Raw genomic sequence first — 25,030 nt, forward strand, 5'->3', positions numbered from 1 at the left:
CCATTCCACAACGCCCCAAGCCTTGATTCCAGCGAAAAATTAGCCAGCGATACTTACTAAATGTTGGATAGGAGTTGCCGGTTGAAAAGGCTGGAATCGGCCACAACCGGACAGTGAAGATTTCTCCCGATAGCGGACATACCAGCCGACATCTTGACGTCCGTATTATTGGAGTTGTTATACGGTCGTAGCCAAGCCAAATTCCTTGCTGGGCAAGCTATTTCGTATGCATAATCGGCGTATGTGTATCAATTCATATACGGACCCAGCAGGTCCGTTTAATAACTGTTAGGCTTCAACAGACCTTCCAGCATGACAGACGACCATTGGGAACCAGTCACCTTCGACAGCTGCGAACATGTGCGCGGCCCGTTCTATCACGGGACGAAGGCTGAGCTATCGATCGGCGACCTGCTGTCGCCCGGCTTTGTCTCCAACTACGATGAAGATCGGGTTCTCCACCACATCTACTTTTCAAGTCTCCTGGAGCCCGCTATTTGGGGCGCTGAGCTTGCGGTGGCGTTCGCTGGCTCGGGAGAGCCAGGCAGCATCTACATCGTCGAGCCAACCGGCGCATTCGAGGACGATCCAAACCTCACCAACAAACGCTTTCCGGGCAATCCCACAAAGTCCTATCGCACACGGCATCCACTCAGAGTCATTGATGTGGTCAAGGAATGGCAGGGTCACGCACAAGAGGACATTCGCAAGATGCTGGACTCATTGCAAGAGCTTAAGCGCCGCGGACTTGCCATCATTGAAGACTAACGAGTTGAAGCCTAACCCATCAATCGAGGGGGACGTCCAAGGGCTATCGCCCTCGGCCGCCCCTCATGTCAAACGTTCCTGAAGGTCAGTTTTTCAAGACCGGCAACTACCGCTTTGGGTCGGGAGTACGCATTCGCTGGATCGGAAACCGGCCGTCCCAAATGTTCTTGACTATAACTCTTCGGACGGGGGGACGCAGCGCGATAAATCAGCGCAGCGCCAATCACCTTGAACGCTAGGTCTCTGCTATGAATACGCTTTACCATTACTGCACAGTACAAACGCTGCTCGCGATCCTCAACGGTAAAACCGTGTGGCTCAGTGACGCATCAAAGATGAATGATTCGCATGAAGTTGTTTGGGCGGATCGCTTACTGGAGCAGGTTCTTCGCGAAAGACACGCCTCAATGAGCGATGAAGACCGGAATCAGTTCGCCCTAGGCTATAACCTCAACAGGCCCCAGCCTTTTATATTTTGCTTGTCTACCGAGCCAGATATTTTAAGTCAATGGCGGGCATATGCGGGCGACGGGATGGGTGTGGCGATAGGCTTCAAGTCAGATATCTTTCCAAGACAGAACCACCTTCCATCCACGAACATAGTGCCTCAGATGAATACAGCGCTTTGGGAGGTAACCTATGACATCGAGGAGCAGCGCAGAATTGTTGATACCCTGTTCGGACGAGCGTGCTCTAGTCCAGATATCTGTGTTGCAGAAGGCGGGAGGCCAGATTATCAGCTTCTAGGATGCTACATGGCTGGCATTAGTCCTATGCTCAAGAACCCGGCCTTCAGAGAAGAGAAAGAGTGGCGCCTGATTCATACGCCGAGACTAATGACTGATGCGAACAACAAACACACGGCAATGGGTACTACGTACAAGATTGGCCAGCGTGTCTCCAATCATCAAATCATCACTCATTTTGAGTTCCCCCTACCTGCCACGCCTACGGACGTAATTAGCGAAATTTGGCTTGGTCCTCGCGCTCTCGTAAGCGCTCAGGATGTTGAACTCACGCTAGCACTAAACGAGATCGGTCCAGTGGCAATAAGGCACTCTTCCGCAACATACCGCTAATTTACACCTCCTCGCGACTAGGATAAATACAACTTCATGGCCTACGTCACCACAGAAGCAACTGCCACCAGCCTAACCATTTTGTCAAGCCGACACCCACTAGCTCCGCTTGTGGATACCCTCGGTGCTTCGCACTCCGGCGCAGCTTACCGCGAGCGTTCCTGAACGTCCGCTTCTTCGAGCGGGCAATTGCCGCTTTGGGCACGAAGCTGCCTTACCCCGCAACTGCCTGAAACAACCAGCTGATCTTCTCTTCGGGTAGCTGACGCGTCCTGCAACCATCTCTCAAACCGGCGTCAGCTTGGCATATTCCAGGGCCAGCCACTTCATGCCGTGGCCGCTGAAATTGACCTGGACGCGGGCATCGGCGCCGCGCCCTTCGGTCGACACGATGACGCCGAGGCCGAACTTGGCATGCTCGACGGCCTGCCCGATGCGCAAGCCGGTGCTGCTCGGCTCGGCATAGCCGCCGCCAAACGAGCCGAAAGCCGGGACGGCCGAGGTGGTTTCGGCCTTCTTGTTGAGCTTGAGCAGCAGATTTTCCGGGATTTCCTCAAGGAAGCTCGACGGCACGCAGTACCGCGTCTGGCCGTGCAGCATCCGGGTCTGGGCGCAGGATACGTAGAGCCGCTGGCGGGCGCGGGTGACCGCGACATACATCAGCCGCCGTTCCTCCTCCAGCCCTTCGCGCCCCTGGTTCACCGAGTTTTCGTGCGGGAACAGCCCCTGTTCCAGGCCGGTGATGAAGACCACATCGAATTCCAGGCCCTTGGCGGCATGCACCGACATCAGCTGGACAGCTTCCTGGCCTTCGCCGGCCTGATGTTCGCCGGATTCCAGCGAGGCCAGGGTGAGGAAGGAAACCAGCGCGCCGCCTTCGCCGATGGCGCCTTCGTCGTCGACGAAGGTGGCGGCGGCGTTGATCAGTTCGTCAAGATTCTCCAGCCGGTCCTGGCCTTCCTTCTCCAGCCGGTAATGCTGGGCCAGACCGGATTTCTCGATGATGTGCTCGACCATTTCGGGCAACGGCAGGTTCTGCGTTTCCTGGCGCAGGCTTTCGATCAGCCGGACGAAGGCACCAACCGTCTGGCCGGCCTTGCCGGTCAGCGAGGCGGCGGCGTTGTAGAGGCTGGAATTCATCTGGTGGGCGGTGGCCTGCAGGTTTTCCAGCGAGCGGGCGCCGATCCCGCGGGTCGGAAAATTGACGACGCGCAGGAAGGCCGTGTCGTCGTCCGGGTTGCCGAGCAGGCGCAGGTAGGCCAGCGCGTGCTTGATTTCCTGCCGCTCGAAGAAGCGCAGGCCGCCATAGACCTTGTACGGCACGTTCTTGGTGAACAGCTCGTTTTCCAGCACCCGCGACTGGGCGTTCGAGCGGTAAAGTAGGGCGATCTGCGTTGGCGACACGCCATCGCGCACCAGTTCGCGGATTTCCTCGACGATGAAACGCGCCTCGTCGAGATCGGAATAGGCTTCGAAAGCGCGGATCGGCTCGCCGTCGCCGGCATCGGTCCACAAGTTCTTGCCGAGGCGTTCGCGGTTGTTCTTGATCAGCGCGTTGGCGGCGGCCAGGATATTGCCGTGCGAGCGGTAGTTCTGTTCGAGCCGGATGATGTTGTCGCCAGCGTAGTCGCGCTCGAAATCGCGCATGTTGCCGACTTCGGCGCCACGGAAGGCATAGATGCTCTGGTCGTCGTCGCCGACTGCGAAGACCTTGGCGCCACCGCCGGCCAGCAGTTTGAGCCAGGCGTACTGCAGCTTGTTGGTGTCCTGGAACTCGTCGACCAGAACGTAGCGGAAACGCTGCTGATAATGCGTGCGGAGCGGTTCGTTGCGCTGCAGCAATTCGAAGCAGCGGAGCAGCAATTCTGCGAAGTCGACGACCCCTTCGCGGTTGCACTGGGTTTCGTACTCGGCGTACAGCTCGACCCGCTTCTGGGTGAAATTGTCGTAGGCCTCGGCCTGGGCGGCACGGATGCCCTGCTCCTTGTGGGAATTGATGAAGGAGCAGAGTTCGCGCGGCGGATATTTCTCGTCGTCGACGTTGAGATTTTTCAGCAGGCGCTTGACCATCGCCAACTGGTCGGCCGAATCGAGGATCTGGAAAGTTTGCGGCAGCCCGGCTTCGCGGTAGTGGGCGCGGAGCAACCGGTTGCACAGGCCGTGGAAGGTGCCGATCCACATGCCACGGGTGTTCACCGGGACCAGCGCCGACAGGCGCGCCGTCATTTCCTTGGCCGCCTTGTTGGTAAAGGTCACGGCCAGAATGCCGTGCGGCCCGACCTGACCGGTCGACATCAGCCAGGCGATACGCGTCGTCAACACCCTGGTTTTGCCGCTCCCCGCCCCGGCGAGAATCAGCGCATGCACGGGCGGCAGGGTGACAGCCTGCAACTGGGGAGGATTGAGATTGGCAAGTAGATCAGACATGAATTAATTCACAAAAAATTATTACTAAAGGCGTAGAATGATCGCCAAAAAAGCAGCACCTGAAAAATGGTCAGACCAATTTGTTGTTATTGTGCAACGCAGCAATTCAAACCGGACTTTTTTCACGCTCTGCAAAAACAGGCCAAGTATACTTGGCAAAAAATATATTGCAGTGCACAAAACTTTTTGCCCACAAGGCGGACAAAGCAATAAGTGGTCACCACCACGAAGCAACAGGAGAAACAGCATGGACAACAAAAGCATGAACGCTCCGAAGATCCTGCCCTGGATCGCCCGGAAAGCCGGCATCAGCGATGAACTGGCCCTCAAACTCTGGCGTCGCGCCCTGTCGGAAGCCGAATATCTGGTCGGCAAGGCCGAAGGTTCCGAATACTGGGGCCTGACCGTCGAACGTTTCCTCGCCATTGTCGAAGACGAAGTCGGCGATACGCCGGAATACAACCTGACGCCGGCACCCCGCCTGTCGTGGATGTGGCACCACCAAACCCGGATGTCCCTGCTTTCGCTGATGGCGGCGCAAAATGCCTACCGCTACTGGCAAAGCACCTGGGAAACGATGTACTCGGAAAAAAAAGCCGCCTGACCGGGCGACGCTGATACCGATCGACGGTTGGCGCGGGTACGTGCAGGTCCCGCCCCAACCGTCCGGCCAGCACTGGCGCCAGGCGCCCGGTCTGCCGTTTTTCATGGCGCGATGCCGGCGGGCCTTCGCCTGAAGCATCGTCCTGCCTGAGCGAACGGGCCGACCACACACTCCCTTCGCAACACCGAGCGCTTTTGGCGCTTTTCCTGCATGGCTCGCTGCCCGGCTTCAACCGGTATAATCAACGGTTACTCAACGTTTTTCAGCGACCGAATTCAGCAAATGCCCATGCAGGACAAATACACCCCGGCCGACATCGAGCGCGCCGCCCAGACTCACTGGGACCAGACCGGCGCCGCCCGCGCCATTGAAGACAGCAGCAAGCCCAAGTATTACTGCCTGTCCATGTTCCCCTACCCCTCGGGCAAGCTGCACATGGGGCACGTGCGCAACTACACGATCGGCGACGTCCTTTCGCGGTTCCACAAGATGCAGGGCTACAACGTCATGCAGCCGATGGGCTGGGACGCCTTCGGCATGCCGGCCGAGAATGCAGCGCTGCAAAACAACGTGCCGCCGGCCGCGTGGACCTACGAAAATATCGCCTACATGAAGAAGCAGCTCAAGTCGCTCGGCTTTGCCATCGACTGGGAGCGCGAACTGGCGACCTGCACCCCCGAGTACTACCGCTGGGAACAGTGGCTGTTCACCCGCCTCTACGAAAAGGGCCTGGTGTACAAGAAGCTCGGCACCGTGAACTGGGACCCGGTCGATCACACCGTGCTCGCCAACGAACAGGTCATCGACGGCCGCGGCTGGCGCTCCGGCGCGCTGATCGAGAAGCGCGAGATCCCCATGTACTACATGAAGATCACCGCCTACGCCGAAGAGTTGTTGAGCGAACTGGACAACCTGCCCGGCTGGCCGGAACAGGTCCGCCTGATGCAGAAAAACTGGATCGGCAAGAGCACCGGCGTCCGTTTCGCCTTCCCGCTCGCCGACAACCCGGATGAAAAGCTGTGGGTATTCACCACCCGCGCCGACACCATCATGGGCGTCACCTTTGTTGCCGTCGCCGCCGAACACCCGCTGGCTACCCGCGCCGCCCAGGACAATCCCGAACTCGCCGCCTTCATCGAGGAATGCAAGCAAGGCGGCGTCGCCGAAGCCGATATCGCGACGATGGAAAAGAAGGGCATGGCGACCGGCATCTACGTCAGCCATCCGCTGACCGGCGAGCAGGTCGAAGTCTGGGTCGGCAACTACGTGCTGATGAGCTACGGCGACGGTGCCGTGATGGCCGTGCCGGCGCACGACGAGCGCGATTTCGCCTTTGCCAACAAATACCACCTGCCGATTAGGCCGGTGATCGACGCTGCCAAGGTAGATGCTGCGTTCCAACATGCGACCGCCGACACTCGACGTCATCGTTCAATGAGTGAAGGCGAAAAGTTTCTCGAAACGTCTTTGGCTGAATCGGACGCCGATTTTGATGCGGAAGTTTGGAAGGAGTGGTACGCAAGCAAGTCGGGGGTTTGCGTCAATTCCGGCAAATACGACGGCCTCGGCTATCAAGCCGCCGTTGACGCCATCGCCGCCGACCTTGCCGCCAAGGATCTCGGCGACAAGAAGGTGCAGTTCCGCCTGCGCGACTGGGGTATTTCCCGCCAGCGCTACTGGGGCTGCCCGATCCCGATCGTCCATTGCAAGACCTGCGGCGACGTGCCGGTGCCCGACGACCAGTTGCCGGTCGTGCTGCCGGAGAACGTCGAGATCACCGGCGCCGGCTCGCCGCTGGCCCGCATGCCGGAGTTCTACGAAACCACCTGTCCGAAGTGCGGCGGTGACGCCCGGCGTGAAACCGACACCATGGACACTTTCTTCGAGTCGTCCTGGTATTTCCTGCGCTACGCCTGCCCGGACAACGCCACGGCGATGGTCGACGAGCGCGTCCAGTACTGGTGCAAGGGCGGCATCGACCAGTACATCGGCGGCATCGAGCACGCCATCCTGCATTTGCTGTATTCGCGCTTCTTCACCAAGCTGATGCGCGATGTCGGCCTGATCGGCGATCTCGGCGAGCCGTTCGCCAACCTGCTGACCCAGGGCATGGTCGTCGCCCCTACTTTCTACCGCGATCTCGATGGCGGCAAGAAACAGTGGATCAACCCGGCCGACGTGGACGTCAAGACCGACGAGCGCGGCCGTCCGCTGGGCGCCACATTGAAGGCCGACGGCCAGCCGGTGGTGATCGGCGGCACCGAGAAGATGTCGAAGTCGAAGAACAACGGCGTCGATCCGCAGGCGCTGATCGACCAGTACGGGGCCGACACCGCCCGTCTGTTCATCATGTTCGCCTCGCCGCCCGACCAGTCGCTGGAGTGGTCCGACGCCGGCGTCGAAGGCGCTTACCGCTTCCTGCGTCGTTTGTGGAAGACGACCTACGATCACGTCCAGACCGGCCTGGTCGCCGCCAGCACCAGCAACGACAGCCTGAGTTCCGCCCAGGCCGACCTCCGGCGCAAGCTGCACCAGACGATGGGCAAGGTGGCCGACGATTACGGCCGGCGCAAGCAGTTCAACACGGCGATTGCCGCGGTGATGGAACTGCTGAACGCATTCGACAAGACCGATCTGGCCGACCACGCTGGTCGGGCGCTGGCCCAGGAAACGCTGGAAAGCATTGCGCTGCTGCTCTTCCCCATCGTGCCGCATATCGGCCAGGCGCTGTTTGCCGAGCTGAAGCCGGGTCAGGATGCCGGCGTCCAGGCTTTCCCGAAAGCCGACCCGGCCGCCCTGAAACAGGACGAAATCGAGCTGATGGTCCAGGTCAACGGCAAGCTGCGCGGTTCGATCCGGGTTGCCGCCGAGACTGACAAGGCGAGCATCGAAGCCGCCGCGCTGGCCAGCGAAGGGGCCGTCAAGTTCATGGACGGCAAGCCGGCCAAGAAGGTCGTCGTCGTGCCCGGCCGTCTGGTCAATATCGTCGTTTAAGGAAAATTTGCCATGCGCCTCCCGTTCCGGCTTTTGCTCGCAGTGCTGTTCGCCGCCTTTATTGCCGGCTGCGGGTTCCATCTGCGCGGGACGCTCAGCGGCAACCTGCCCTACAAGACGATGTACATCGCACTGCCGGAAACGGCCGATGTCCGGATCTGGCTCGAACGCTACATCAATGCGGCCGGCAGTACCGAGATCGTCGATGACGCCAAGCTGGCCGACGCCACCTTCCAGCAACTCACCGACAGCCGCCAGAAGACCATCCTCAGCGTCAACGCCCAGGGCCGCGTGCGGGAATACCGCCTGCAACTGACCTACCGCTTCCAGGTCGTCAATACCAAGGGCCAGGTGCTGGTGCCGCCGAACGAAGTCAACCTGAGCCGCGACATCACCTTCGACGACTCCAACATCCTCGCCAAGGATCTGGAAGAAGGCCTGCTCTGGCGCGACATGAACAATGACCTGGTCAACCAGATCATGCGCCGGCTGTCGATCATCAAGCCGAAGAACCCCGACCTGCCAGAAGAAGACGAGTAATGCTGCTGAAGGGTGAACAACTCGCCGCGCACCTCGAACGCGAGTTGCGCCCCCTGTATGTGCTGTACGGCGACGAGCCGCTGCTCGTCATCGAAGCCGCCGACACCATCCGCAGCAAGGCCCGCCAGCAGGGCTACAACGAACGCGAAGTGCTGACCGTGCTGCCGGCTTTCGACTGGGGGCTGCTGCTTGCCGCCGGCGGCAACCTGTCGCTGTTCGGCGATCGCAAGCTGATCGATCTGCGCATTCCGACCGGCAAGCCGGGCAAGGAAGGCGGCGCCGCACTACAGCAGTGGTGCCAGCACCTGTCGTCCGACAACCTGCTGCTGATCACGCTGCCGGAACTCGATTGGCGCGAGGAAAAGGCGGTCTGGTTCACCACCCTGGTCAACGCCGGGGTGGCGATCAAGCTGATGGCGCCACCGCTCGCCGAGCTGCCGGGCTGGATCGCCGGTCGGCTGCGCCGCCAGCAGCAGAGCGCCGATCAGGAAAGCCTGAAGTTCATCGCCGAGCGCGTCGAAGGCAACCTGCTGGCCGCCCACCAGGAAATCCAGAAACTCGGCCTGCTCTACCCGGCCGGCCAGTTGACCGCCGAGCAAATTCGCGACGCCGTGCTCAACGTCGCCCGCTACGACATCGACGGCCTGCGCGAAGCCCTGCTCTCCGGCGACATTGGCCGCCTGACCCGGACGCTCGACGGGCTGATGCAGGAAGGCGAGGCGCCGCCCCTGGTACTCTGGGCGATGAGCGAGGAAATCCGCGCGCTGACGACAATCCGGGCCGGCATCGATAGCGGCAAGGCGGTCGACCAGTTGCTCAAGGACGCCAAGGTCTGGGGACCGCGCGCGATACCGGTGAAAAAGGCATTGCAGCGCCTGACCAGCACGGTACTCGAAGCCGCCCTGCAACATGCCGGCAGAATTGACCGGCTGGCCAAAGGCATCGGTCAGGGTAATATCTGGGAAGAATTTCTCCGTCTCGGCCTGCGCCTTTGCCCGGGCGGCCCGATACGGACCGGCGCCGTGCGCTGAACCAGACAAAAACGCTATGCCGGGGGATCCATGAAAACCTTTTGTCCGAGTCTGCGCCTGCTCGGCCTGGCGGCGGCGCTGAGCGCCGCGCCAACCGTCGGCCTGGCCACCGACAGCGTCAGCGAGCTGCTGCCGCTGTCGCTTGAAGACCTGATCGCCACCCCGGTGATCACTGCCTCCCGTCGCCAGGAAGGCCGTGAAAAGACCCCCGCCCACATCATGGTGATCACCCGCGAGCAGATGCGTGACCGGCGCTACAAGAGCCTCGCCGACCTGCTCGAAGATCTGCCGGGCGTCGATTTCCAGCGCGGCACGCGCTCCTCCCAGTACAACAATTTCGTCTTTCAGGGCCACGTCAGCAACAACAAGTTGCTGATCCTGCTCGACGGCGTGCGCATCGACCATCCGGCCGGCGGCAAGATCCCGATTGCCGAGAACTTCTCGCTCTACTTCGCCAAGCAGGTCGAAGTGCTCTACGGACCGGCCGCCGCCCTCTACGGTGCCGACGCCTTCGCCGGCGTCATCAACATCATCACCGAAAAGGCCGAGGGGGCCAGCGGCAAGGTCAGCGCCGGCTTCGGCAGTTTCGGCTCGCTCGAAGGCGATTTCCTGACCAGCGGCAAGCTCGGCGAAAACTTTTCGCTGACGGCCGGCGCGCACTACCAGCAAAGCGACCGTGCCAAGCTCGACAAGTACTACGCCAAGGACTATCCGAAGGTCGATGCCAAGACCTTTGCCGGCAACACCGTCATCCCGGCCGCCGCCCGCGAGGACTATGTCGGCGGGATCAGCAGCCAGAGCCAGTATTTCCGCCTCGACGCCGGCGACCGGCTGACCGTCGGCTTCTACCGCAACCGTTTCAAAAGCCTGACGAGCACCGGCGACACAACCGCCAGCGCGCTCTACCTGGACAATGCCCGCTGGGACACCACCATCGACACCTGGTACGGCAAATACCGGTTCGATATCAGCAGCTCGCTGTCCAGCGAAACGGTGATCGATTATTCGCGCTACGAAATCGATCCGCAGAGCCGCTACCTCAATATCTTCACCGACTTCCAGAACGAGGGCTACGATTATTCGAAAGCCCGCCGCCAGGGCATCGAACAGAATTTCAACTGGCGGGCCAGCGACGAGCATGCCGTTCTCGCCGGTCTGGCCTATCGCGACTACTACGCACTGGAAACGCCCGACCTGCCGCGCCCTTACGACACCTCGAAAGGGCCGCGCGAGCAGGGGGTGAATTACCCGAACACGACGCTGCCCGTGCAAGGCTTCGAGACCAGCTACTACAGCTGGTCGGGCTATGTGCAGTGGCAGGCGCAATGGACCCCGACGCTATCGACCATGGTCGGCGTCCGCCAGGACTGGTATTCGACCTACGGCAGCAGTACCAACCCGCGCCTCGGCATCGTCTGGCAGGCGGTGCCCGGCAGTTACCTCAAGCTACTTTACGGCGAAGCCTTCCGCGCTCCCTCGCCGGACGAGTCGGTGAGCGCCTTCGGCTCGTTTACCGGCGCCAAGGATGGCAGCGGCCGCTATATCGGCGTCAATTTCCGCGTCCCCAATACCGCGCTCGAACCGGAGAAATCGAAGAACCTGTCGCTAACCTGGGACTGGCGGCCGCGCAAGGATTTCAACCTGGTCACCAATCTCTATCACGCCAAGGTCACCGACGTCATCGTCACCAGCAACGAAGCCGTGTCGACCCAGTACATCCCGGGCGCCATCCTTTCCAAGACATCCGCGAAGCAGAATGGCGGGCGCGACGACTACAGCGGCGTCGACCTCATCCCGCAATGGCAGATCCATCTGGCCGGCGCGTGGACCGCCGATCTATGGGGGAGCTACAGCTACATCAAGGGCACGACACAGGATTCGCTCAACGGCATCGAGTGGGACCAGACCTACATCGCGACCCACAAGCTCAAGCTCGGCACCACCTTCCGCTACCAGGACTGGCTGACCGTCACGCCCCGCCTGCAATGGATCGGCGAAACTAATACCGGGGTGAAGAACACGCTCGCCCCTGGCGAACGGCTGAAAACCGACGCCCACACGCTGGCCAGCCTGCACCTCGGCATCCACAAGCTGGCCGGCGAACATCTGTCGCTCTACGTCGACATCTACAACCTGTTCGACGAGCGCTACTACGCCGCCCACGGCTCGTCGAGCACGACCATGATCCAGGTGCCGCAGCAGCCGCGCACCTTCATGGGCACCGTCGAATACCGCTTCTGACGGCGGCGCGTGAGCAGACTCGACCGCTTCTCCGCCGACTGGCTGGCCAGGGTATTCCTGCTCTGGCTCGGCTTGCACGCGACTGTGCCGGCGACGGCGCAAGCCCAGGTCGTCTCCGAATACGGCATGAAAGCGGTGCTTTTTTACCGCCTGTCGCAATTCGTTTACTGGCCGGCCGGCGAGAAGGCCCCCAGCCCGCTGATCCTCTGCGTCGTCGGCAAGAATCCGTTCGGCCCGGCGATCAACCAGTTGAGCCAGGATGGCGCCAACATCGAGGTCCGTCTGGCGCCGGGCGATCCGACGGCCTGCCATCTGTTGTTCATCAGTCGCTCGGAGGCCGGCAACCTTGAATCCTGGCTGAACCGGACCGACGGAAAGCGGATCGTCACGGTCTCCGACATCGCCGGCTTTGCACGGGCTGGCGGAATGATCGAACTGCCCGTGGAGGGCGAGCGGGTGAGCATTGTCATCAACCGTCGCACCGCGCAGAAAAAGGGCTTCGAATTCAATGCCCAGTTATTGCGCCTGGCCCGGGTCATCGAACCATGAACAACCGGCGCCAACGCCTGAAGACCCTGCTCCGGCCCCAGCCGAGTATCCGCAACAAGCTGGTGGCGCTGTCGTTCTCGTTTCTGCTGATCACCGTCGGGCTGGTTGTCCTGCTCGTCTATGCCCAACAAAAGCACTTGCTGCAAACCCAATGGGCCGAATCGATGGCCGCCCAGGCCCGTCTGCTGGCGACCAATTCGCAGGCGGCAGTGGCCTTTCTCGATCAGCGCGAAGCCGACCGCCTGCTCTCCTCGCTGGCCATCAATCCGGCCGTCGAAGCCGGGCGCGGCATTCTGACCAATGGCCAGGTACTGGCGACCTATCAACGCGACCCGCAGGCACCGCAAAGCTTTCCGGTCGGCGAACAAGCCGCCGCCTTCCTCGACCAACACCTGATCGTTCGCGAACCGATCCTGCTCGCCGGGCAAAGCCGGCCGGCCGGGCACATCGAACTGCTGGTCTCGCTCGGGCAATATCACCAGACCATGCGCCAGACCATGGGCGAAACCGTCATGCTGCTGCTGCTCGCGCTCGCCGCCCTGCTGCTGATCAGTCGTTACGTCGTCGGGCGGATTACCGCGCCGCTGGAAAACCTCGACCGCCTGGTCAAACAGGTATCGCGCGACGGCCGGCTCGATCAGCGCCTCAATACCAACAGCCGGGACGAAATCGGCCGCCTGAGCCGCGGCTTCAACCAGATGCTGGACAGCCTGCAGGCCCGCGACAGCGAATTGGCCGCCTATCGCAATACGCTGGAAACGAAAGTCAGCGAACGGACCCAGGCGCTGCGCGACGCGATGGCCGAAGCGCGGCGCGCCAACCGGGCCAAGTCGGAGTTCCTGGCCCGGATGAGTCACGAAATCCGCACGCCGCTCAATGCCATCACCGGACTCAGCCGGATGGTCCTGGAAAGCCCGCTGGCGCCCCAGCAGTACGAGTATCTCGGGCAAGTAATGGAATCTTCGGACGCCTTGCTCGGCATCATCAACGACGTCCTCGATTACTCGAAAATTGAAGCCGGCGGCCTAACGCTGGAATCGCGCCCATTCTCGCTCGACAAGGTCTTTCAATCGACCGGCAGCCTGTTCAGCGCCCGGGCGCGGGCGCACGGCCTGGACCTGCGCTTTGTCCACAGCGGCGAGATCCCGCCGGTTCTGCTCGGCGACTCGCTGCGCCTGGGCCAGATCCTGATCAACCTGGTCGGCAATGCCATCAAATTTACGCCGCAGGGCGAAATCGAGGTCAGCGTGCGGACCGCCGCGCAGTTGCCCGATCAGCGCATCAGCCTGGAATTCGCCGTGCGCGATACCGGCATCGGCATCCCGGCCGAGCAGCAGGAAACGCTGTTCAGCCCGTTTACCCAGGCCGACAGCAGCATCACCCGGCGCTTCGGCGGCACCGGCCTGGGGCTGGCGATCTGCCGGCAACTGGTCGAACTGATGGGCGGCCGGATCTCGCTGGAAAGTTCGCCGGAGCACGGCAGCACCTTCCGCTTTACGGTGATTTTTGCCCTGCCGGCGGAAGCGGTCGCCGGCAGCCCGCCGCCCGCCGCCAACAGCACGAAAGAGCGCAATTTGCCGCGCTGGGCGGGCGAACGCGTGCTGCTCGTCGAAGACATCGCGATCAACCGCACCATCGCCGTTTCCTTGCTGCAACGCGTCGGACTCAGCGTCGGCATCGCCACCAACGGCCAGGAAGCGCTCGATCTGCTGGAAAAGGAAGAGTTCCGGCTGGTCCTGATGGACATCCAGATGCCGATCATGGACGGTCTGACGGCGACCCGGGCGATTCGCGCCGAGCCACGCCTGGCGACGCTCCCGGTAATCGCGATGACTGCCCATGCCACCGTCGAGGACCAGCAGCAGACACAGGAAGCAGGCATGAACGCCCACCTGACCAAACCGATCACGCCGCAGCTTCTCTACGACACGCTGAGTCGCTGGCTGCCGCCGATAGGCGAGCAAGCCTCAGCCGAGCCGAGCGCCGAGGCGGAAAAGGCGGTGGCATGGCCGCCCCTGCCCGGCATCGACAAGGCGGCCGGCCTGGCCTTGCACATGCACCGGCCGGAACTCTACCGACAATCGCTGCACGCCTTCCGGCGCGACTTTGCCGGCATCGACCAGCGCATTCGCCAGGCGCTGCTGGACGGCAACGGCATCGAAGCCCGCCAGTTGGCACACTCGCTCCGTTCGGTCGCCGGATCGCTGGGCGCCGCCCGGCTCGTCGATGCCACTCGCCAGCTCGAACAAGCACTGAGCGGGGCGTCCGATGCGGCGACCAACGAGTCGCTGCTGATGACATTCGCCCATGAAATTCGAATAGTGATCGATGGACTTGCGGCGCTTCCTCCGCTAATCTCGTTACCCCTTGCCCGAAATATCACCGACTGGAACGAGTTCGCAGCGATGTTCGACCAATTAGCAACGAGTCTGACGGCAGCCGATGCCCGTAGCGAGAGGCTATTCGGGCAACTGAAGAACGCCCTGGGCGGGCATCCGAAAGTGGATGCCGACGGCGCGACCTTGCTCGGGGAAATTTCCGCACTGATCGACGATGTCGAATACGAAGCGGCCCGCGAAAAATTGCAAACGCTGCGTCGAACGCTGAGCGCTGCCCGGCCATGAGCGAATTGCAGACCGTGCTCGTCGTCGATGACGAAAAACAAAACCGCACGCTGCTTGCCGAACTGCTCCAGAACGATTGCCGCGTCATCCTCGCCAGGAATGGCACCCAGGCGCTGGAACGGACCCATGAGCAGAAGCCGGACCTCATCCTGCTCGACGTGATGATGCCGGAAATGTCCGGCCATCAGGTCATTCAGGCCTTGAAGAACGACGACGCGACACGGCAGATCCCGGTCATTTTCATTTCGGCACTCGATTCACCGGCCGACGAGGAACGCGGCCTCGATCTCGGCGCGGTCGACTACATCACCAAACCGTTTCATCCGTCGATCGTCCGCAAACGGGTCCGCAACCACCTGCAATCGGCGCATCAGCGGCACCTGCTGGAACACCTGGCGATGATCGACAGCCTGACCGAAATCGCCAACCGCCGGCGCTACGACAAGGCCCTCGACAACGAATGGCGACGCGGCGCGCGGACGCATAGCCCGCTGTCGCTGGCGATCATCGACGTTGATCACTTCAAGGCCTATAACGACCACCTGGGGCATGCCGCAGGCGACAATGTGCTACGGACGATTGCCAACTGCCTGAGGAATTTTGCCCTGCGCCCGGGCGATCTGGTCGCCCGTTACGGTGGCGAGGAGTTTGTCCTGCTATTGCCGAATACCGACGCCACCTCGGCGGCGACGATCGGCAACGAGATCCGGGCGAGTATCGAAGCCCTGGGCCAGCCGCACCCGAATTCGTCGGTCGGCCCGCATGTCACCATCAGCCTCGGCGGGATGACCGCCAAGCCGGTCGGCGGCACGGTCGATCCAAGATTCTTTCAGGAAGCCGATGCGGCACTCTATGCCGCCAAGATGGAAGGAAGAAACCGCACGTTCTGGCGCTACAGCGCCAGTTGACCGCGCCGGCACGCCCGGCGCCGCCAATTAGGCAGCCTTGTCGGCCCCGCCGATGTCGTCGTCCGGTTCGAGATCTTCCCAGAGACAGGATGTTTCCTTGCGCACGTCGTGCAAGCCAGGGCGGTCCTTACCCTGCACCAGGCATTCACCACTGCATTCCTCGGCAACCACCACCAGTTTCATATCGGCATCCACCCGCCGTTCCCCATCCCAGTAGCTGCACGTTGCGCAGACCTTGACCTCGGTCGGCAATATCAATTTTTTGGCCATCTGTTTCCTCGATGGAAAGCCCTGTTGTCGTAGCGGATAAGAGTTTACCCGCTTCCGGAAGTTCCCAGTAATTTGTCTGGCTATAATGGTCTTTTGCTCTGCACCCGGAACATCATGGATATCAAGGACTACATGCAGGACATCGGGCGCCGTGCCCGTACCGCCTCCCGCCGCCTGGCCGGCGCCACCACCGCCGAAAAGAATGCCGCACTGCTGCATCTTGCCGCCGCCATCCGCCGCGACAAGGCCGCACTGATCGCCGCCAACGCCCTCGACCTTGGCGCCGCCCGGGCCGCCGGCCTGGAGCCAGCCATGCTCGACCGCCTGGCGCTCAGTGAAAAAGGCGTGGACAGCATGGCCGAAGGCGTCGAGCAGGTCGCCGCGCTGGCCGATCCGATCGGCGAGATGACCGACATCAAGTTCCGCCCCTCCGGCATCCAGGTCGGCAAGATGCGCGTGCCGCTCGGCGTCATCGGCATCATCTACGAAGCCCGCCCCAACGTCACCGCCGATGCCGCCGCCCTGTGCCTGAAATCCGGCAACGCCGCGATCCTGCGCGGCGGCTCGGAAGCGATCAACTGCAACCGCGCCATCGCCGCCCTCGTCCATGAAGCGCTGCAGGCCGCCGGCCTGCCCGCCGACAGCGTGCAGGTGATCGATACCACCGACCGCGCCGCGGTCGGTGAGCTGATCACCATGCGCGAATTTGTCGACGTCATTGTGCCGCGCGGCGGCAAGGGCCTGATCGCCCGCCTGCTCGCCGAAGCGCGCGTGCCGATGATCCAGCACCTGGACGGCAACTGCCACGTTTACCTGGAAGAGGAAGCCGATCCGAACAAGGCGCTGAAGATCGTCGAGAACGCCAAGACGCAGCGCTATGGCACTTGCAACACGGCCGAGTCGCTGCTTGTCGACCGCTCGGTCGCTGCCATGCTGCTGCCGCCGATCGCCCAGATGCTCACCGGTAAGGGCGTCGAGATCCGCGGCTGCCCGGAAACCTGCGCCATCGTGCCGAACGCCGTCGCCGCCACGGAAGAGGATTACTACACCGAATTCCTGGCGCCGATCATCTCGGTCAAGGTGGTGTCCGGCATCGACGAGGCGATCGCCCACATCAACCAGTATTCGTCGGGCCACACCGAGGCCATCGTCACCGACAACCATCCGAAGGCGATGCGCTTCCTGCGCGAAGTCGATTCGGCGTCCGTGATGATCAACGCCTCGACGCGCTTTGCCGACGGCTTCGAATACGGTCTGGGTGCCGAAATCGGCATCTCGACCGACAAGATTCACGCCCGCGGCCCGGTTGGCCTGGAAGGACTGACCAGCCAGAAATGGGTGGTTCTCGGCGACGGTCACGTCCGCGCCTGACCTGCCGCGGATTGTTCTGACGGGACAAGACGCCTGCATTCTTGACACGACACCGTCGTAAACCGACACTCGCAGATTGCTTGATTTTTATATTGGACATACGCCATGGCCATCACCTGGACCAACGACCTGAACACCGGCATTGATGTAATTGACCACCAGCACAGACGCATCGTCGATTTCATCAACGACCTGGAAGCCGCCCAGGTCACCAAGGATCAGGAAAAGATCCGGCAGGTAATCAACGACTGCGTCGATTACACGCTATCGCATTTCGCCTTCGAAGAAAGCCTGCAGGAAGAATCCGGTTATCAATACTGCAAGCCGCACAAAAAGGTGCACGAGCTGTTTACCCGCAAGGTATCCGAATATCAGCAACGCCTCGATCTCGGTGACGACGTCTCGGAGGAGTTGCACCAGATGCTGGCGCGCTGGCTGGTCAATCACATCAAACGGGACGACGCCGACTACGTCAGTGCGGTCAAGGCCAACATGATGAGCGTGATCAAGGACAAGGAAATCAAGAAGGAAGTCAGCTGGTTCCGGCGCTTCTTCAAGTAAATCACGCGGCAGGCCGGGATTTTCGCTCCGGCTGATTGTTGCCGACAAGGCGCGGCGACCGCTACGACACCCTGGGAGAAAACATGACCAAGCCGCACTACCAGGCCATCGTCGCCGCCCCCGGCTTTGCCCTCGGCGTGCAATGCGACGCCGACGAGATCACCGGCATCGACTTTCTCGAGCCCCAGGCCGAACAGCCCCCGGAAACGCCGCTCGCCGCCGAAGCCGCGCGCCAGCTGCGGGCCTATCTGGCCGATCCGGCTTTTGCTTTCGGCCTGCCGCTTCGTCCCTCCGGCACGAGTTTTCAGCGCCGCGTCTGGACCGCAATCGCCGCCATCCCGCTCGGCGCAACCGAGACCTACGGACAGGTCGCCAAGCGCCTGAACAACGCCCCGCGCGCCGTCGGCCAGGCTTGCGGCGCCAATCCCTTCCCGCTCGTCGTTCCCTGCCATCGGGTGGTCGCCACGGGTGGCGGACTGGGCGGTTTCAGCCGACAAGGCGGTGGCTTCCTGCTCGACGTCAAACGCTGGCTGCTCAGCCATGAAAACAGCCTCCCCGGCTGATCTCGCCGAGGTCGACCGGTTCTGCGACGCCCTCTGGCTGGAAGACGGACTGGCCAAGGCGACGCTCGACAGCTACCGCTCGGATCTTGGCCGCCTCGGCCTGTGGCTGGCCGAAAACAACCATGAACCTTTGCTCGACATTCGCGAGACGACCCTGACTGCCTTCGTCGCCCACCTTTCGCGCCACACCCGGGCCAGTTCGCAGTCGCGTTACCTGTCCACGCTACGCCGCTTTTACCGCTGGCAACTCGGGCGCGGCCGCATCGTCGCCGATCCGACGCTGAAGCTGGTCAACCCGGCCCGCCCCTCGCGCCTGCCCAAGGTGACCTCGGAAAAGCAGGTCGACAACCTGCTCAACGCCCCCGACCTCGACACCCCGCTCGGCCTGCGCGACCGGGCCATGCTCGAAACCATCTACGCCACCGGCCTGCGGGTTTCCGAGCTGGTCAATCTGAAGCTGCACGAAATCGGCTTCAACGAAGGCGTGCTGCGCGCCCTCGGCAAGGGCAGCAAGGAACGCCTGGTGCCGCTCGGCGAACAGGCCATCGACTGGCTGCAGCGCTACCTCAACGAAGCCCGTCCGGAAATCCTCAAGGGCCAGCAGAGCGACGCCCTGTTCGTCACCGCCCGGGGCGGCGCGATGACCCGCCAGGCCTTCTGGCAGTTGATCAAGCGCTATGCGCTGATCGCCGGCATCGCGCCGGAAAAGCTCTCGCCGCACGTCCTGCGCCACGCCTTCGCAACCCATCTGCTGAATCACGGCGCCGATTTGCGGGTGGTGCAACTGCTGCTCGGCCACGCCGACATTTCGACCACCCAGATCTACACCCACGTCGCCCGCGAACGCCTGAAGTCGCTGCACGCCATGCACCATCCGCGCGGCTGACTTTGCCGCCCGACGCCAGCGCATCCGCGCCGCTCCGATCTCTGGCAGGGACGGTACCGAATGCAAATGTGGTCAAAAAAATGATAGCTTGATGCCTTCGCCGAAAAAACAACGGCAAAACCCGGCCAAACCGCCCGCAAGAGCGTTCCCTACTTGAACAATCCACGCCTCAGCCGCTTCGCACTGCTTACTTTTTTGCTGGCTATCGTGCTCACCGGCATCCTTTACCGGAACTTTCTGGATTCCGAACGGGCCAACACCCGGCTCGACTTCGAGCAGGCCGCGACGATCCGGATCAATGCCCTGCGCGCCGAGGCCAAGGGGACCATAGAACTGCTGCGCTTGCTGTCCGCCCATCTGGAACTGGTGCAGGGCGGCACGGCCAAGGGGTTCAGCCACTACACCCAGGCGATGCTCGACCAGCACCCCTACCTGCAGGCCGTCGGCTATAACCCCAGGGTTACGCTGGCCGAGCGCCACCGCTTTGAACAAGCGGCCAGAGCCGAACTGCCCGACTTCACGATCAACGATACCCTGCAGCCCGGCTCGTTTGCCCGGGCCGAAGAACGCAGCGAGTACTTCCCCTTCCTCTATGTCGAGCCGTTGGCCGCCAACAAACCGGCCAGCGGCTTCGATGTCGCCACCGAAACCACCCCCTCTCCGCTGTCGCCGCGACGCACGGCCATGCGGGCGGCCACCGACGGCAACACCATCGCCGTCACGTCGCCGCTCACCCTGGCCTTGAAAAAAACCTCCGGCCAGACCGGTGTCATCGTCTTTTCGCCGCTCTACCGGACAGGTCGGATCCACGCGGAAAATTTTTTCGGCTTCGCCACGCTGGTCATCCGGGTCAGCGACATGCTGCTCTGGTCGCAGCGCGTGGCCAGCGAACGCGGCGGGAAGGACGTCGAACTCGTGCTGCAGGATTGCACCGGGCCGGCCACGTTCGCCATGCATGGAAGTCTCCCCGCCTCCCTACCCGAATTGCGCCGCGAGGAACTGATCGACATCCCGGGCGGGCGGCAATGGCGGGTCACCGCCCTGCCGGTGAAAAACGCCTTCAGCCTGGCGCCGAAAAGCGGTGCGCTCAGTTTGCTCGCCGTGGGCAGTGCGCTCAGCCTGTTGCTCGGCATACTCGTCCAGATCCTGGCCGGCCGCAGCCAGGCCATTCGGCTCCAAGTCAACGAAAGGACGGCCGATCTGGCGACGGCCAACGACAAGCTGCTCCAGGAAGTCGACCGCCGCATGAGCTCCGAAAATCGCCTGCGCCAGGTTTCCGCGCTGCAACGATCGGTTCTCGCCAATGCTGGATACGCCATCGTCGCCACCAACAACGAAGGCATCATCCAGGTCTTCAACCCTGCCGCCGAGCGCATTCTCGGCTACCCGGCCAAGGCCGTGATCAATCGCTTGCGCCCTTCCTTCTTCCATCAGCAGGAAGGCCAGCCGGACGAGGACGGCGCCCACTTCCGGGCGATCGTCGCCCCGCTGGCGGAATTGCCGGCGGGTTCGTCCTTCGACCAGGAACTGACCTTCTGGCCCCATTCGGGCCAGCCCATTCCGGTCAAGCTCTCCCTTTCGGTAATGCTTGACGAGGATGGCAAGCAGGTCGGCTATATGGGTATCGCCTACGATATTTCGTCGCAGAAAGCGGCCGAGGCGCATATCACGCGTCTGGCCCATTTCGATACGCTGACCGGCCTGCCCAACCGCCTGCAATTGCGCAAGGAACTGCGCCGGGCAATTGCCGCTGCAAAACGTTCCGGGCAACGACTGGGGGTGATGTTCGTCGACCTCGACCGCTTCAAGAACATCAACGACTCGCTTGGTCACTTCGTCGGCGACGCTCTCCTGCAGAGCGTCAGCAAGCGGCTTCAGGGCTGCCTGCGCGAAGGCGACGTGATCGCCCGGATGGGCGGCGACGAATTCGTCATTCTGCTCGATCACATATCGACGCCCGAAATCGGAGCCGAGGTCGCCGAACGCATCCTCGAGCAGGTCAGCATGCCGATCGCCATCCAGGGGCATACGCTGACCATCACGCCGAGCATCGGCATCGCCCTTTACCCGGACGACGGAGCGGACAGCGACTCGCTGATCCAGAATGCCGACACCGCGATGTACAGCGCCAAGGAATCGGGGCGCAATGCCTACTGCTACTTCACCCGCAGCATGAACGAACGGGTTTCCTCACGCTTGAACATGGAAAGCCGCATCCGCCACGCGCTCAAAGAATCCCTGTTCTTTCTCGATTACCAGCCACAGTTCGATGCGATCACCGGGCGCCTGACCGGCGCCGAAGCCCTGGTCCGCATGCGCGGTGCCGAAGGCGTCTTGCCTCCCGACTGCTTCATCCCGGTGGCCGAGGACAGCGGCCTGATTCTGCCGCTCGGCGACTGGGTGCTGGCCGAAGCGGCGCGCCGCAACCGGGCCTGGATAGACGCTGGCTGGCAGCCGGTTCCGATTGCCGTCAACGTCTCGGCCCGCCAGTTCGAACAGCCCGACTTTCCTGAAAAAGTCCGGGCCGCGCTGGCCCGCGCCGATCTGGATCCCTGCTGGCTGGATATCGAACTGACCGAAAGCACCATCATGCAATCGGTAGACAAGACCTTAGAGGCGCTGAATGCCCTCAAGCTTCAGGGTCTGCGTATCGTCATCGACGATTTCGGCACCGGCTTCTCCAGTTTGGCTTATCTCAAGCGTTTCCCCATCGACTGCCTGAAGATCGACCGCTCCTTCGTCGAGGATCTCGAGCGGGGAAGCGAAGGTAATTGCATCGTCCAGGCTATCATCAGCCTGGCCCGCCAACTGAGCCTGCAAGTCGTCGCCGAAGGCGTGGAAACCGCCGGGCAGCTGGAGCTGCTGCAGCATTGGGGCTGCACCACCATCCAGGGTTATCTGCTGGGACGACCGATGGACGCCACAAGTTTTGAAGCACTACTCGAACGCCGATGAGCAAAATCGAACACGCCCCCGAAACCCCGGCCACTAAGTTCCTCAAGGCGCACCGGGTCGCCTATTCCAGCCACCTCTACGCCTACGAGGAGCATGGCGGCACCAAGGTGTCGGCCCGCGAGCTGAATGTCGACGAGCACGCCGTGGTCAAGACGCTGATTTTCGAGGATGAAAATGCCAAGCCGCTGGTCGTGCTGATGCATGGCGACTGCAAGGTATCGACCAAGGAACTGGCGCGCCAGATCGGCTGCAAGAAAGTCGAGCCGTGCAAGCCGGAAGTCGCCAACCGCCACACCGGCTTCCTGGTTGGCGGCACCAGCCCGTTCGGGACCAAGAAAGCGATGCCGATCTACATCGAGAAAAGCATCCTCGACCTGCCGCTGATCTACATCAACGGCGGCCGGCGCGGCTATCTGGTCGGCGTGCACCCGCACGACATCATGCGCAGCCTCAACCCGAAAGCCGTCGAGGCGGCACTGAAGGGCTAAGGCACAAAATAGCCAACACCAATCGAGTGGATTTAATTAATCGATTGGAGCTATCAATCGGCGATGCGTAAAGTAGCGTTCATCGGAACAGGAGCGCCACCATGACCCAACTCGTCGTCCAGCACTACACCCAGCCCACGGCCCGCCGTCACTTGTGGACCGGCATGGCGATGGCCGCTGTCGCCCTCGCCTTCGGCCTAGAACAATCGATCCACTGGCTGGCCGCCCATCCGATGGCGGCCAAGGGTCTTGAAGCGAGCCTGCTCGCCGGCCTGGCGACCGGCCTCGGCGCCCTGCCCGTCCTCTTTCTCCGTCGCCCGTCGGCCCGTCTGATGGCGCCGATGCTCGGCCTGGCGGGCGGGATGATGCTCGCTGCCAGCCTGTTCTCGCTGCTCGTCCCGGCCGTCCAGACGGTTGCGGCGAGCCCGGCCCCATGGCTCCTCGGCGGCATCACGGCCGCCGCCTTCCTGGCCGGCGTGGCGATGATGCAGCGCATCGATCGCCGCCTGCCGCACGCCCACGTCGAAGAACTCGAAGCGTCGGGGATGCAGCCGCATGTCACGCTCGTCGTCGCCGCCATTGCCCTGCACAACGTCCCGGAAGGCCTGGCGGTCGGTGTCGCGGCGGCTTCCGGGGCCGACCACGGGATGACGCTGGGCATTGCCTTGCAGAACATCCCGGAAGGCTGGATCGTCGCCAGCGCGATGCTTGCCCTCGGCGCGGCACCGATCCGGGCGGCCTTGATCGCCCTCGGCACTGGCCTCGTCGAGCCGGTCGGCGGCCTGTTCGGCGTGGTCGCCAGCACGATGGCCGGCGCCACCTTGCCGCTTGCTCTGGCGGCGGCAGCCGGCGCGATGCTCTGGGTGGTCAGCCATGAACTGATTCCGGCCTCGCATCGCCCGGGCCGCGAAGCCGCCGGAACGGCCGGCCTGGCCGCCGGCTTTGCGGTGATGACGGTTCTCGCCGCAGCCTTCTGAAGCATGCTGCGCCGATTCCCGCACGGAGATCGGCGCAGCGAAAACTAGATCGAGCGCTCGATGATCACGCCGACGCGCTTGACGCCCGGCATCATGCCGAGCTTGGCGATCGAAACCCGCACCCAGTGCACGGCGAAGTTTTCCAGCAGCCAGGTCGCCACATGTTCGGCGAGCTTTTCCAGCAGGTTGAAATGGCTGGCCGACAGGTCGGCGCGCAGGCGCTCGACGACCACGGCGTAATCGACGGTATCGCGAATATCGTCGCTGGCCCCGGCCGAGGCCGTCGACACGCCGATTTGCAGGGAAATCTCGACTGTCTGCGGCATCGCCTTTTCACGCGGATAAATGCCTATCCACGTGTCAGCGCGCAGATCTTCGATGAAAATGATGTCCATACGGGGTCGGAATGCCTTGGCAGTGTAAAATTTGGCGCGATTGTACTCCAGCCTCGATTGCCACTAATGCAAACCACCCTCGCCATTGTTGCCGCCTACCTGCTCGGTTCCATTCCCTTTGCGATGCTCTCGTCGAGGATCTTTGGACTGGCCGATCCACGCACCTACGGCTCGGGCAATCCGGGGGCAACCAACGTGCTGCGCAGCGGCAACAAAAAGGCTGCGCTATTCACGCTGATCGGCGATGCGCTGAAAGGTTGGGTGGCGGTTTTCATCGCCCAGCAGATGGGCTTTTCGAGCACCGTCATCGGCCTCGTCGCGCTGGCCGTGTTCTTCGGCCACCTCTACCCCGTCTTCCTCAAGTTCAAGGGCGGCAAAGGCGTAGCCACCGCCGCCGGCGTACTGCTCGCCCTCGACCCGCTACTCGGCCTGGCCGTCCTCGGCACCTGGCTCTTCGTCGCTTTCGCCACCCGCTATTCGTCGCTGGCCGCGGTCCTCGCCGCCGGCCTCGCCCCGGTCTACTCGGTGCTGATGCACGGAGCCGGCGGCCAGGTGATCTTCGTCGGCATCCTCGCCATGGCATTGATCGGCAAACACTGGCCGAACATCCAGCGGCTGATGGCCGGCCAGGAAGCCAAGATCGGCAGCAAGAAGAAAGCTTGATCGGCAGCCGCCGCGCAATAGTTTTTTACTACCGAGCACATACTCACAATCGATTAGCCCAATCGATTGGCAACTCCTACACTGCATACATCAGATCAATTCTGATCTGCATTCAGTGACAGGAGTCCGCCATGAT

At 62.3% G+C, this 25,030-nt stretch carries 21 protein-coding genes; 18 read left to right on the plus strand and 3 right to left on the minus strand.

All coding sequences use genetic code 11. The features are described 5' to 3' along the window. Positions 1-312 precede the first annotated feature (312 nt). Both arr and ACLIKD_RS15405 read left to right on the plus strand, forming a co-directional pair. Positions 313-768: an NAD(+)--rifampin ADP-ribosyltransferase gene (gene arr / locus ACLIKD_RS15400; protein WP_428825754.1), complete on the plus strand. Its 456-nt coding sequence runs from the start codon at positions 313-315 to the stop codon at positions 766-768. A gap of 248 nt (positions 769-1,016) precedes the next feature. Further along, positions 1,017-1,847 (plus strand): DUF2971 domain-containing protein, encoded by an 831-nt coding sequence (locus ACLIKD_RS15405; RefSeq protein WP_428825755.1) that lies wholly within the window; start codon positions 1,017-1,019, stop codon positions 1,845-1,847. Positions 1,848-2,132: 285 nt separating this feature from the next. Here the strand turns inward: ACLIKD_RS15405 and ACLIKD_RS15410 are convergent, their stop codons facing one another. After that, entirely contained in the window at positions 2,133-4,274 is a 2,142-nt protein-coding gene (locus ACLIKD_RS15410; RefSeq protein ID WP_428825756.1) for a UvrD-helicase domain-containing protein, read from the minus strand. Positions 4,275-4,521: 247 nt separating this feature from the next. On the opposite strand from ACLIKD_RS15410, the gene ACLIKD_RS15415 reads away from it, so the two are divergent. The 8 genes from ACLIKD_RS15415 to ACLIKD_RS15450 all read left to right on the plus strand — a co-directional run bounded on the left by ACLIKD_RS15415 (position 4,522) and on the right by ACLIKD_RS15450 (position 15,765). Next, on the plus strand, positions 4,522-4,878 hold the full coding sequence (locus tag ACLIKD_RS15415; protein ID WP_226417126.1) for a hypothetical protein: 357 nt from the start codon (positions 4,522-4,524) through the stop codon (positions 4,876-4,878). Positions 4,879-5,166: 288 nt separating this feature from the next. Continuing rightward, positions 5,167-7,872, plus strand: coding sequence for a leucine--tRNA ligase (gene leuS / locus ACLIKD_RS15420; RefSeq protein ID WP_428825757.1), 2,706 nt, complete (start codon positions 5,167-5,169; stop codon positions 7,870-7,872). Positions 7,873-7,884: 12 nt separating this feature from the next. Beyond that, on the plus strand, positions 7,885-8,412 hold the full coding sequence (gene lptE / locus ACLIKD_RS15425; protein ID WP_226471594.1) for an LPS assembly lipoprotein LptE: 528 nt from the start codon (positions 7,885-7,887) through the stop codon (positions 8,410-8,412). Then, complete coding sequence (holA, locus tag ACLIKD_RS15430; protein ID WP_226417129.1) at positions 8,412-9,443, plus strand: DNA polymerase III subunit delta; 1,032 nt, start codon at positions 8,412-8,414, stop codon at positions 9,441-9,443. The genes lptE and holA overlap by 1 nt, the downstream gene beginning before the upstream one ends. Before the next feature lie 30 nt (positions 9,444-9,473). Continuing rightward, a complete protein-coding gene (locus ACLIKD_RS15435) occupies positions 9,474-11,684 on the plus strand; it encodes a TonB-dependent receptor plug domain-containing protein (RefSeq protein ID WP_428825758.1) in 2,211 nt (736 codons plus the stop codon). 9 nt (positions 11,685-11,693) lie between these two features. Then, positions 11,694-12,233 carry a YfiR family protein gene (locus ACLIKD_RS15440; protein WP_428825759.1) on the plus strand — a complete coding sequence of 180 codons (540 nt, stop codon included), beginning with the start codon at positions 11,694-11,696 and terminating at the stop codon, positions 12,231-12,233. Next, positions 12,230-14,857: an ATP-binding protein gene (locus tag ACLIKD_RS15445; protein WP_428825760.1), complete on the plus strand. Its 2,628-nt coding sequence runs from the start codon at positions 12,230-12,232 to the stop codon at positions 14,855-14,857. Before ACLIKD_RS15440 ends, ACLIKD_RS15445 begins: the two co-directional genes overlap by 4 nt. After that, the gene (locus tag ACLIKD_RS15450) at positions 14,854-15,765 is read left to right on the plus strand and encodes a diguanylate cyclase (protein WP_226417133.1); all 912 of its coding nucleotides are present in this window, start codon (positions 14,854-14,856) and stop codon (positions 15,763-15,765) included. Before ACLIKD_RS15445 ends, ACLIKD_RS15450 begins: the two co-directional genes overlap by 4 nt. A 27-nt stretch (positions 15,766-15,792) precedes the next feature. Here ACLIKD_RS15450 and ACLIKD_RS15455 read toward each other — a convergent pair whose 3' ends face one another. Then, the gene (locus ACLIKD_RS15455) at positions 15,793-16,035 is read right to left on the minus strand and encodes a hypothetical protein (protein WP_226417134.1); all 243 of its coding nucleotides are present in this window, start codon (positions 16,033-16,035) and stop codon (positions 15,793-15,795) included. 114 nt (positions 16,036-16,149) lie between these two features. Between ACLIKD_RS15455 and ACLIKD_RS15460 the strand changes: the two genes are divergently transcribed. The 7 genes from ACLIKD_RS15460 (at position 16,150) to ACLIKD_RS15490 (ending at position 23,836) form a co-directional block, all read left to right on the plus strand. Then, positions 16,150-17,406: a glutamate-5-semialdehyde dehydrogenase gene (locus tag ACLIKD_RS15460; RefSeq protein ID WP_428825761.1), complete on the plus strand. Its 1,257-nt coding sequence runs from the start codon at positions 16,150-16,152 to the stop codon at positions 17,404-17,406. Between the two features lie 105 nt (positions 17,407-17,511). Beyond that, on the plus strand, positions 17,512-17,967 hold the full coding sequence (locus ACLIKD_RS15465) for a bacteriohemerythrin (RefSeq protein WP_226417136.1): 456 nt from the start codon (positions 17,512-17,514) through the stop codon (positions 17,965-17,967). Between the two features lie 83 nt (positions 17,968-18,050). Then, complete coding sequence (locus ACLIKD_RS15470; protein WP_428825762.1) at positions 18,051-18,530, plus strand: methylated-DNA--[protein]-cysteine S-methyltransferase; 480 nt, start codon at positions 18,051-18,053, stop codon at positions 18,528-18,530. Beyond that, the gene (gene xerD, locus ACLIKD_RS15475; protein ID WP_428825763.1) at positions 18,508-19,416 is read left to right on the plus strand and encodes a site-specific tyrosine recombinase XerD; all 909 of its coding nucleotides are present in this window, start codon (positions 18,508-18,510) and stop codon (positions 19,414-19,416) included. The genes ACLIKD_RS15470 and xerD overlap by 23 nt, the downstream gene beginning before the upstream one ends. A 153-nt stretch (positions 19,417-19,569) precedes the next feature. Further along, complete coding sequence (locus tag ACLIKD_RS15480) at positions 19,570-22,371, plus strand: bifunctional diguanylate cyclase/phosphodiesterase (protein ID WP_428825764.1); 2,802 nt, start codon at positions 19,570-19,572, stop codon at positions 22,369-22,371. Then, entirely contained in the window at positions 22,368-22,859 is a 492-nt protein-coding gene (gene ybaK, locus ACLIKD_RS15485) for a Cys-tRNA(Pro) deacylase (protein ID WP_226471602.1), read from the plus strand. Before ACLIKD_RS15480 ends, ybaK begins: the two co-directional genes overlap by 4 nt. A 101-nt stretch (positions 22,860-22,960) precedes the next feature. Then, a complete protein-coding gene (locus tag ACLIKD_RS15490) occupies positions 22,961-23,836 on the plus strand; it encodes a ZIP family metal transporter (RefSeq protein WP_428825765.1) in 876 nt (291 codons plus the stop codon). Positions 23,837-23,880: 44 nt separating this feature from the next. Here ACLIKD_RS15490 and ACLIKD_RS15495 read toward each other — a convergent pair whose 3' ends face one another. Continuing rightward, positions 23,881-24,231: a dihydroneopterin aldolase gene (locus tag ACLIKD_RS15495; RefSeq protein ID WP_226417142.1), complete on the minus strand. Its 351-nt coding sequence runs from the start codon at positions 24,229-24,231 to the stop codon at positions 23,881-23,883. Between the two features lie 66 nt (positions 24,232-24,297). On the opposite strand from ACLIKD_RS15495, the gene plsY reads away from it, so the two are divergent. Next, positions 24,298-24,894 carry a glycerol-3-phosphate 1-O-acyltransferase PlsY gene (gene plsY / locus ACLIKD_RS15500; RefSeq protein ID WP_428825766.1) on the plus strand — a complete coding sequence of 199 codons (597 nt, stop codon included), beginning with the start codon at positions 24,298-24,300 and terminating at the stop codon, positions 24,892-24,894. Positions 24,895-25,030: the final 136 nt, after the last annotated feature.

It is taken from the genome of Azonexus sp. IMCC34842 (assembly GCF_050368855.1).
GTDB classification, from domain to species: Bacteria; Pseudomonadota; Gammaproteobacteria; order Burkholderiales; family Rhodocyclaceae; genus Azonexus; species Azonexus denitrificans_A.

Excerpts from the sequence above, each read along its gene's own strand:
- ACLIKD_RS15450 (WP_226417133.1), top strand. The coding sequence starts at position 14,854 with ATGAGCGAATTGCAGACCGTGCTCGTCGTCGATGACGAAAAACAAAAC.
- ACLIKD_RS15490 (WP_428825765.1), top strand. The coding sequence starts at position 22,961 with ATGACCCAACTCGTCGTCCAGCACTACACCCAGCCCACGGCCCGCCGT.
- ybaK (WP_226471602.1), top strand. The coding sequence starts at position 22,368 with ATGAGCAAAATCGAACACGCCCCCGAAACCCCGGCCACTAAGTTCCTC.
- ACLIKD_RS15435 (WP_428825758.1), top strand. The coding sequence starts at position 9,474 with ATGAAAACCTTTTGTCCGAGTCTGCGCCTGCTCGGCCTGGCGGCGGCG.
- ACLIKD_RS15405 (WP_428825755.1), top strand. The coding sequence starts at position 1,017 with ATGAATACGCTTTACCATTACTGCACAGTACAAACGCTGCTCGCGATC.
- holA (WP_226417129.1), top strand. The coding sequence starts at position 8,412 with ATGCTGCTGAAGGGTGAACAACTCGCCGCGCACCTCGAACGCGAGTTG.
- ACLIKD_RS15410 (WP_428825756.1), bottom strand. The coding sequence starts at position 4,274 with ATGTCTGATCTACTTGCCAATCTCAATCCTCCCCAGTTGCAGGCTGTC.
- lptE (WP_226471594.1), top strand. The coding sequence starts at position 7,885 with ATGCGCCTCCCGTTCCGGCTTTTGCTCGCAGTGCTGTTCGCCGCCTTT.
- arr (WP_428825754.1), top strand. The coding sequence starts at position 313 with ATGACAGACGACCATTGGGAACCAGTCACCTTCGACAGCTGCGAACAT.
- ACLIKD_RS15415 (WP_226417126.1), top strand. The coding sequence starts at position 4,522 with ATGGACAACAAAAGCATGAACGCTCCGAAGATCCTGCCCTGGATCGCC.
- plsY (WP_428825766.1), top strand. The coding sequence starts at position 24,298 with ATGCAAACCACCCTCGCCATTGTTGCCGCCTACCTGCTCGGTTCCATT.
- ACLIKD_RS15465 (WP_226417136.1), top strand. The coding sequence starts at position 17,512 with ATGGCCATCACCTGGACCAACGACCTGAACACCGGCATTGATGTAATT.
- ACLIKD_RS15445 (WP_428825760.1), top strand. The coding sequence starts at position 12,230 with ATGAACAACCGGCGCCAACGCCTGAAGACCCTGCTCCGGCCCCAGCCG.
- ACLIKD_RS15470 (WP_428825762.1), top strand. The coding sequence starts at position 18,051 with ATGACCAAGCCGCACTACCAGGCCATCGTCGCCGCCCCCGGCTTTGCC.
- leuS (WP_428825757.1), top strand. The coding sequence starts at position 5,167 with ATGCAGGACAAATACACCCCGGCCGACATCGAGCGCGCCGCCCAGACT.
- ACLIKD_RS15455 (WP_226417134.1), bottom strand. The coding sequence starts at position 16,035 with ATGGCCAAAAAATTGATATTGCCGACCGAGGTCAAGGTCTGCGCAACG.
- ACLIKD_RS15495 (WP_226417142.1), bottom strand. The coding sequence starts at position 24,231 with ATGGACATCATTTTCATCGAAGATCTGCGCGCTGACACGTGGATAGGC.
- xerD (WP_428825763.1), top strand. The coding sequence starts at position 18,508 with ATGAAAACAGCCTCCCCGGCTGATCTCGCCGAGGTCGACCGGTTCTGC.
- ACLIKD_RS15460 (WP_428825761.1), top strand. The coding sequence starts at position 16,150 with ATGGATATCAAGGACTACATGCAGGACATCGGGCGCCGTGCCCGTACC.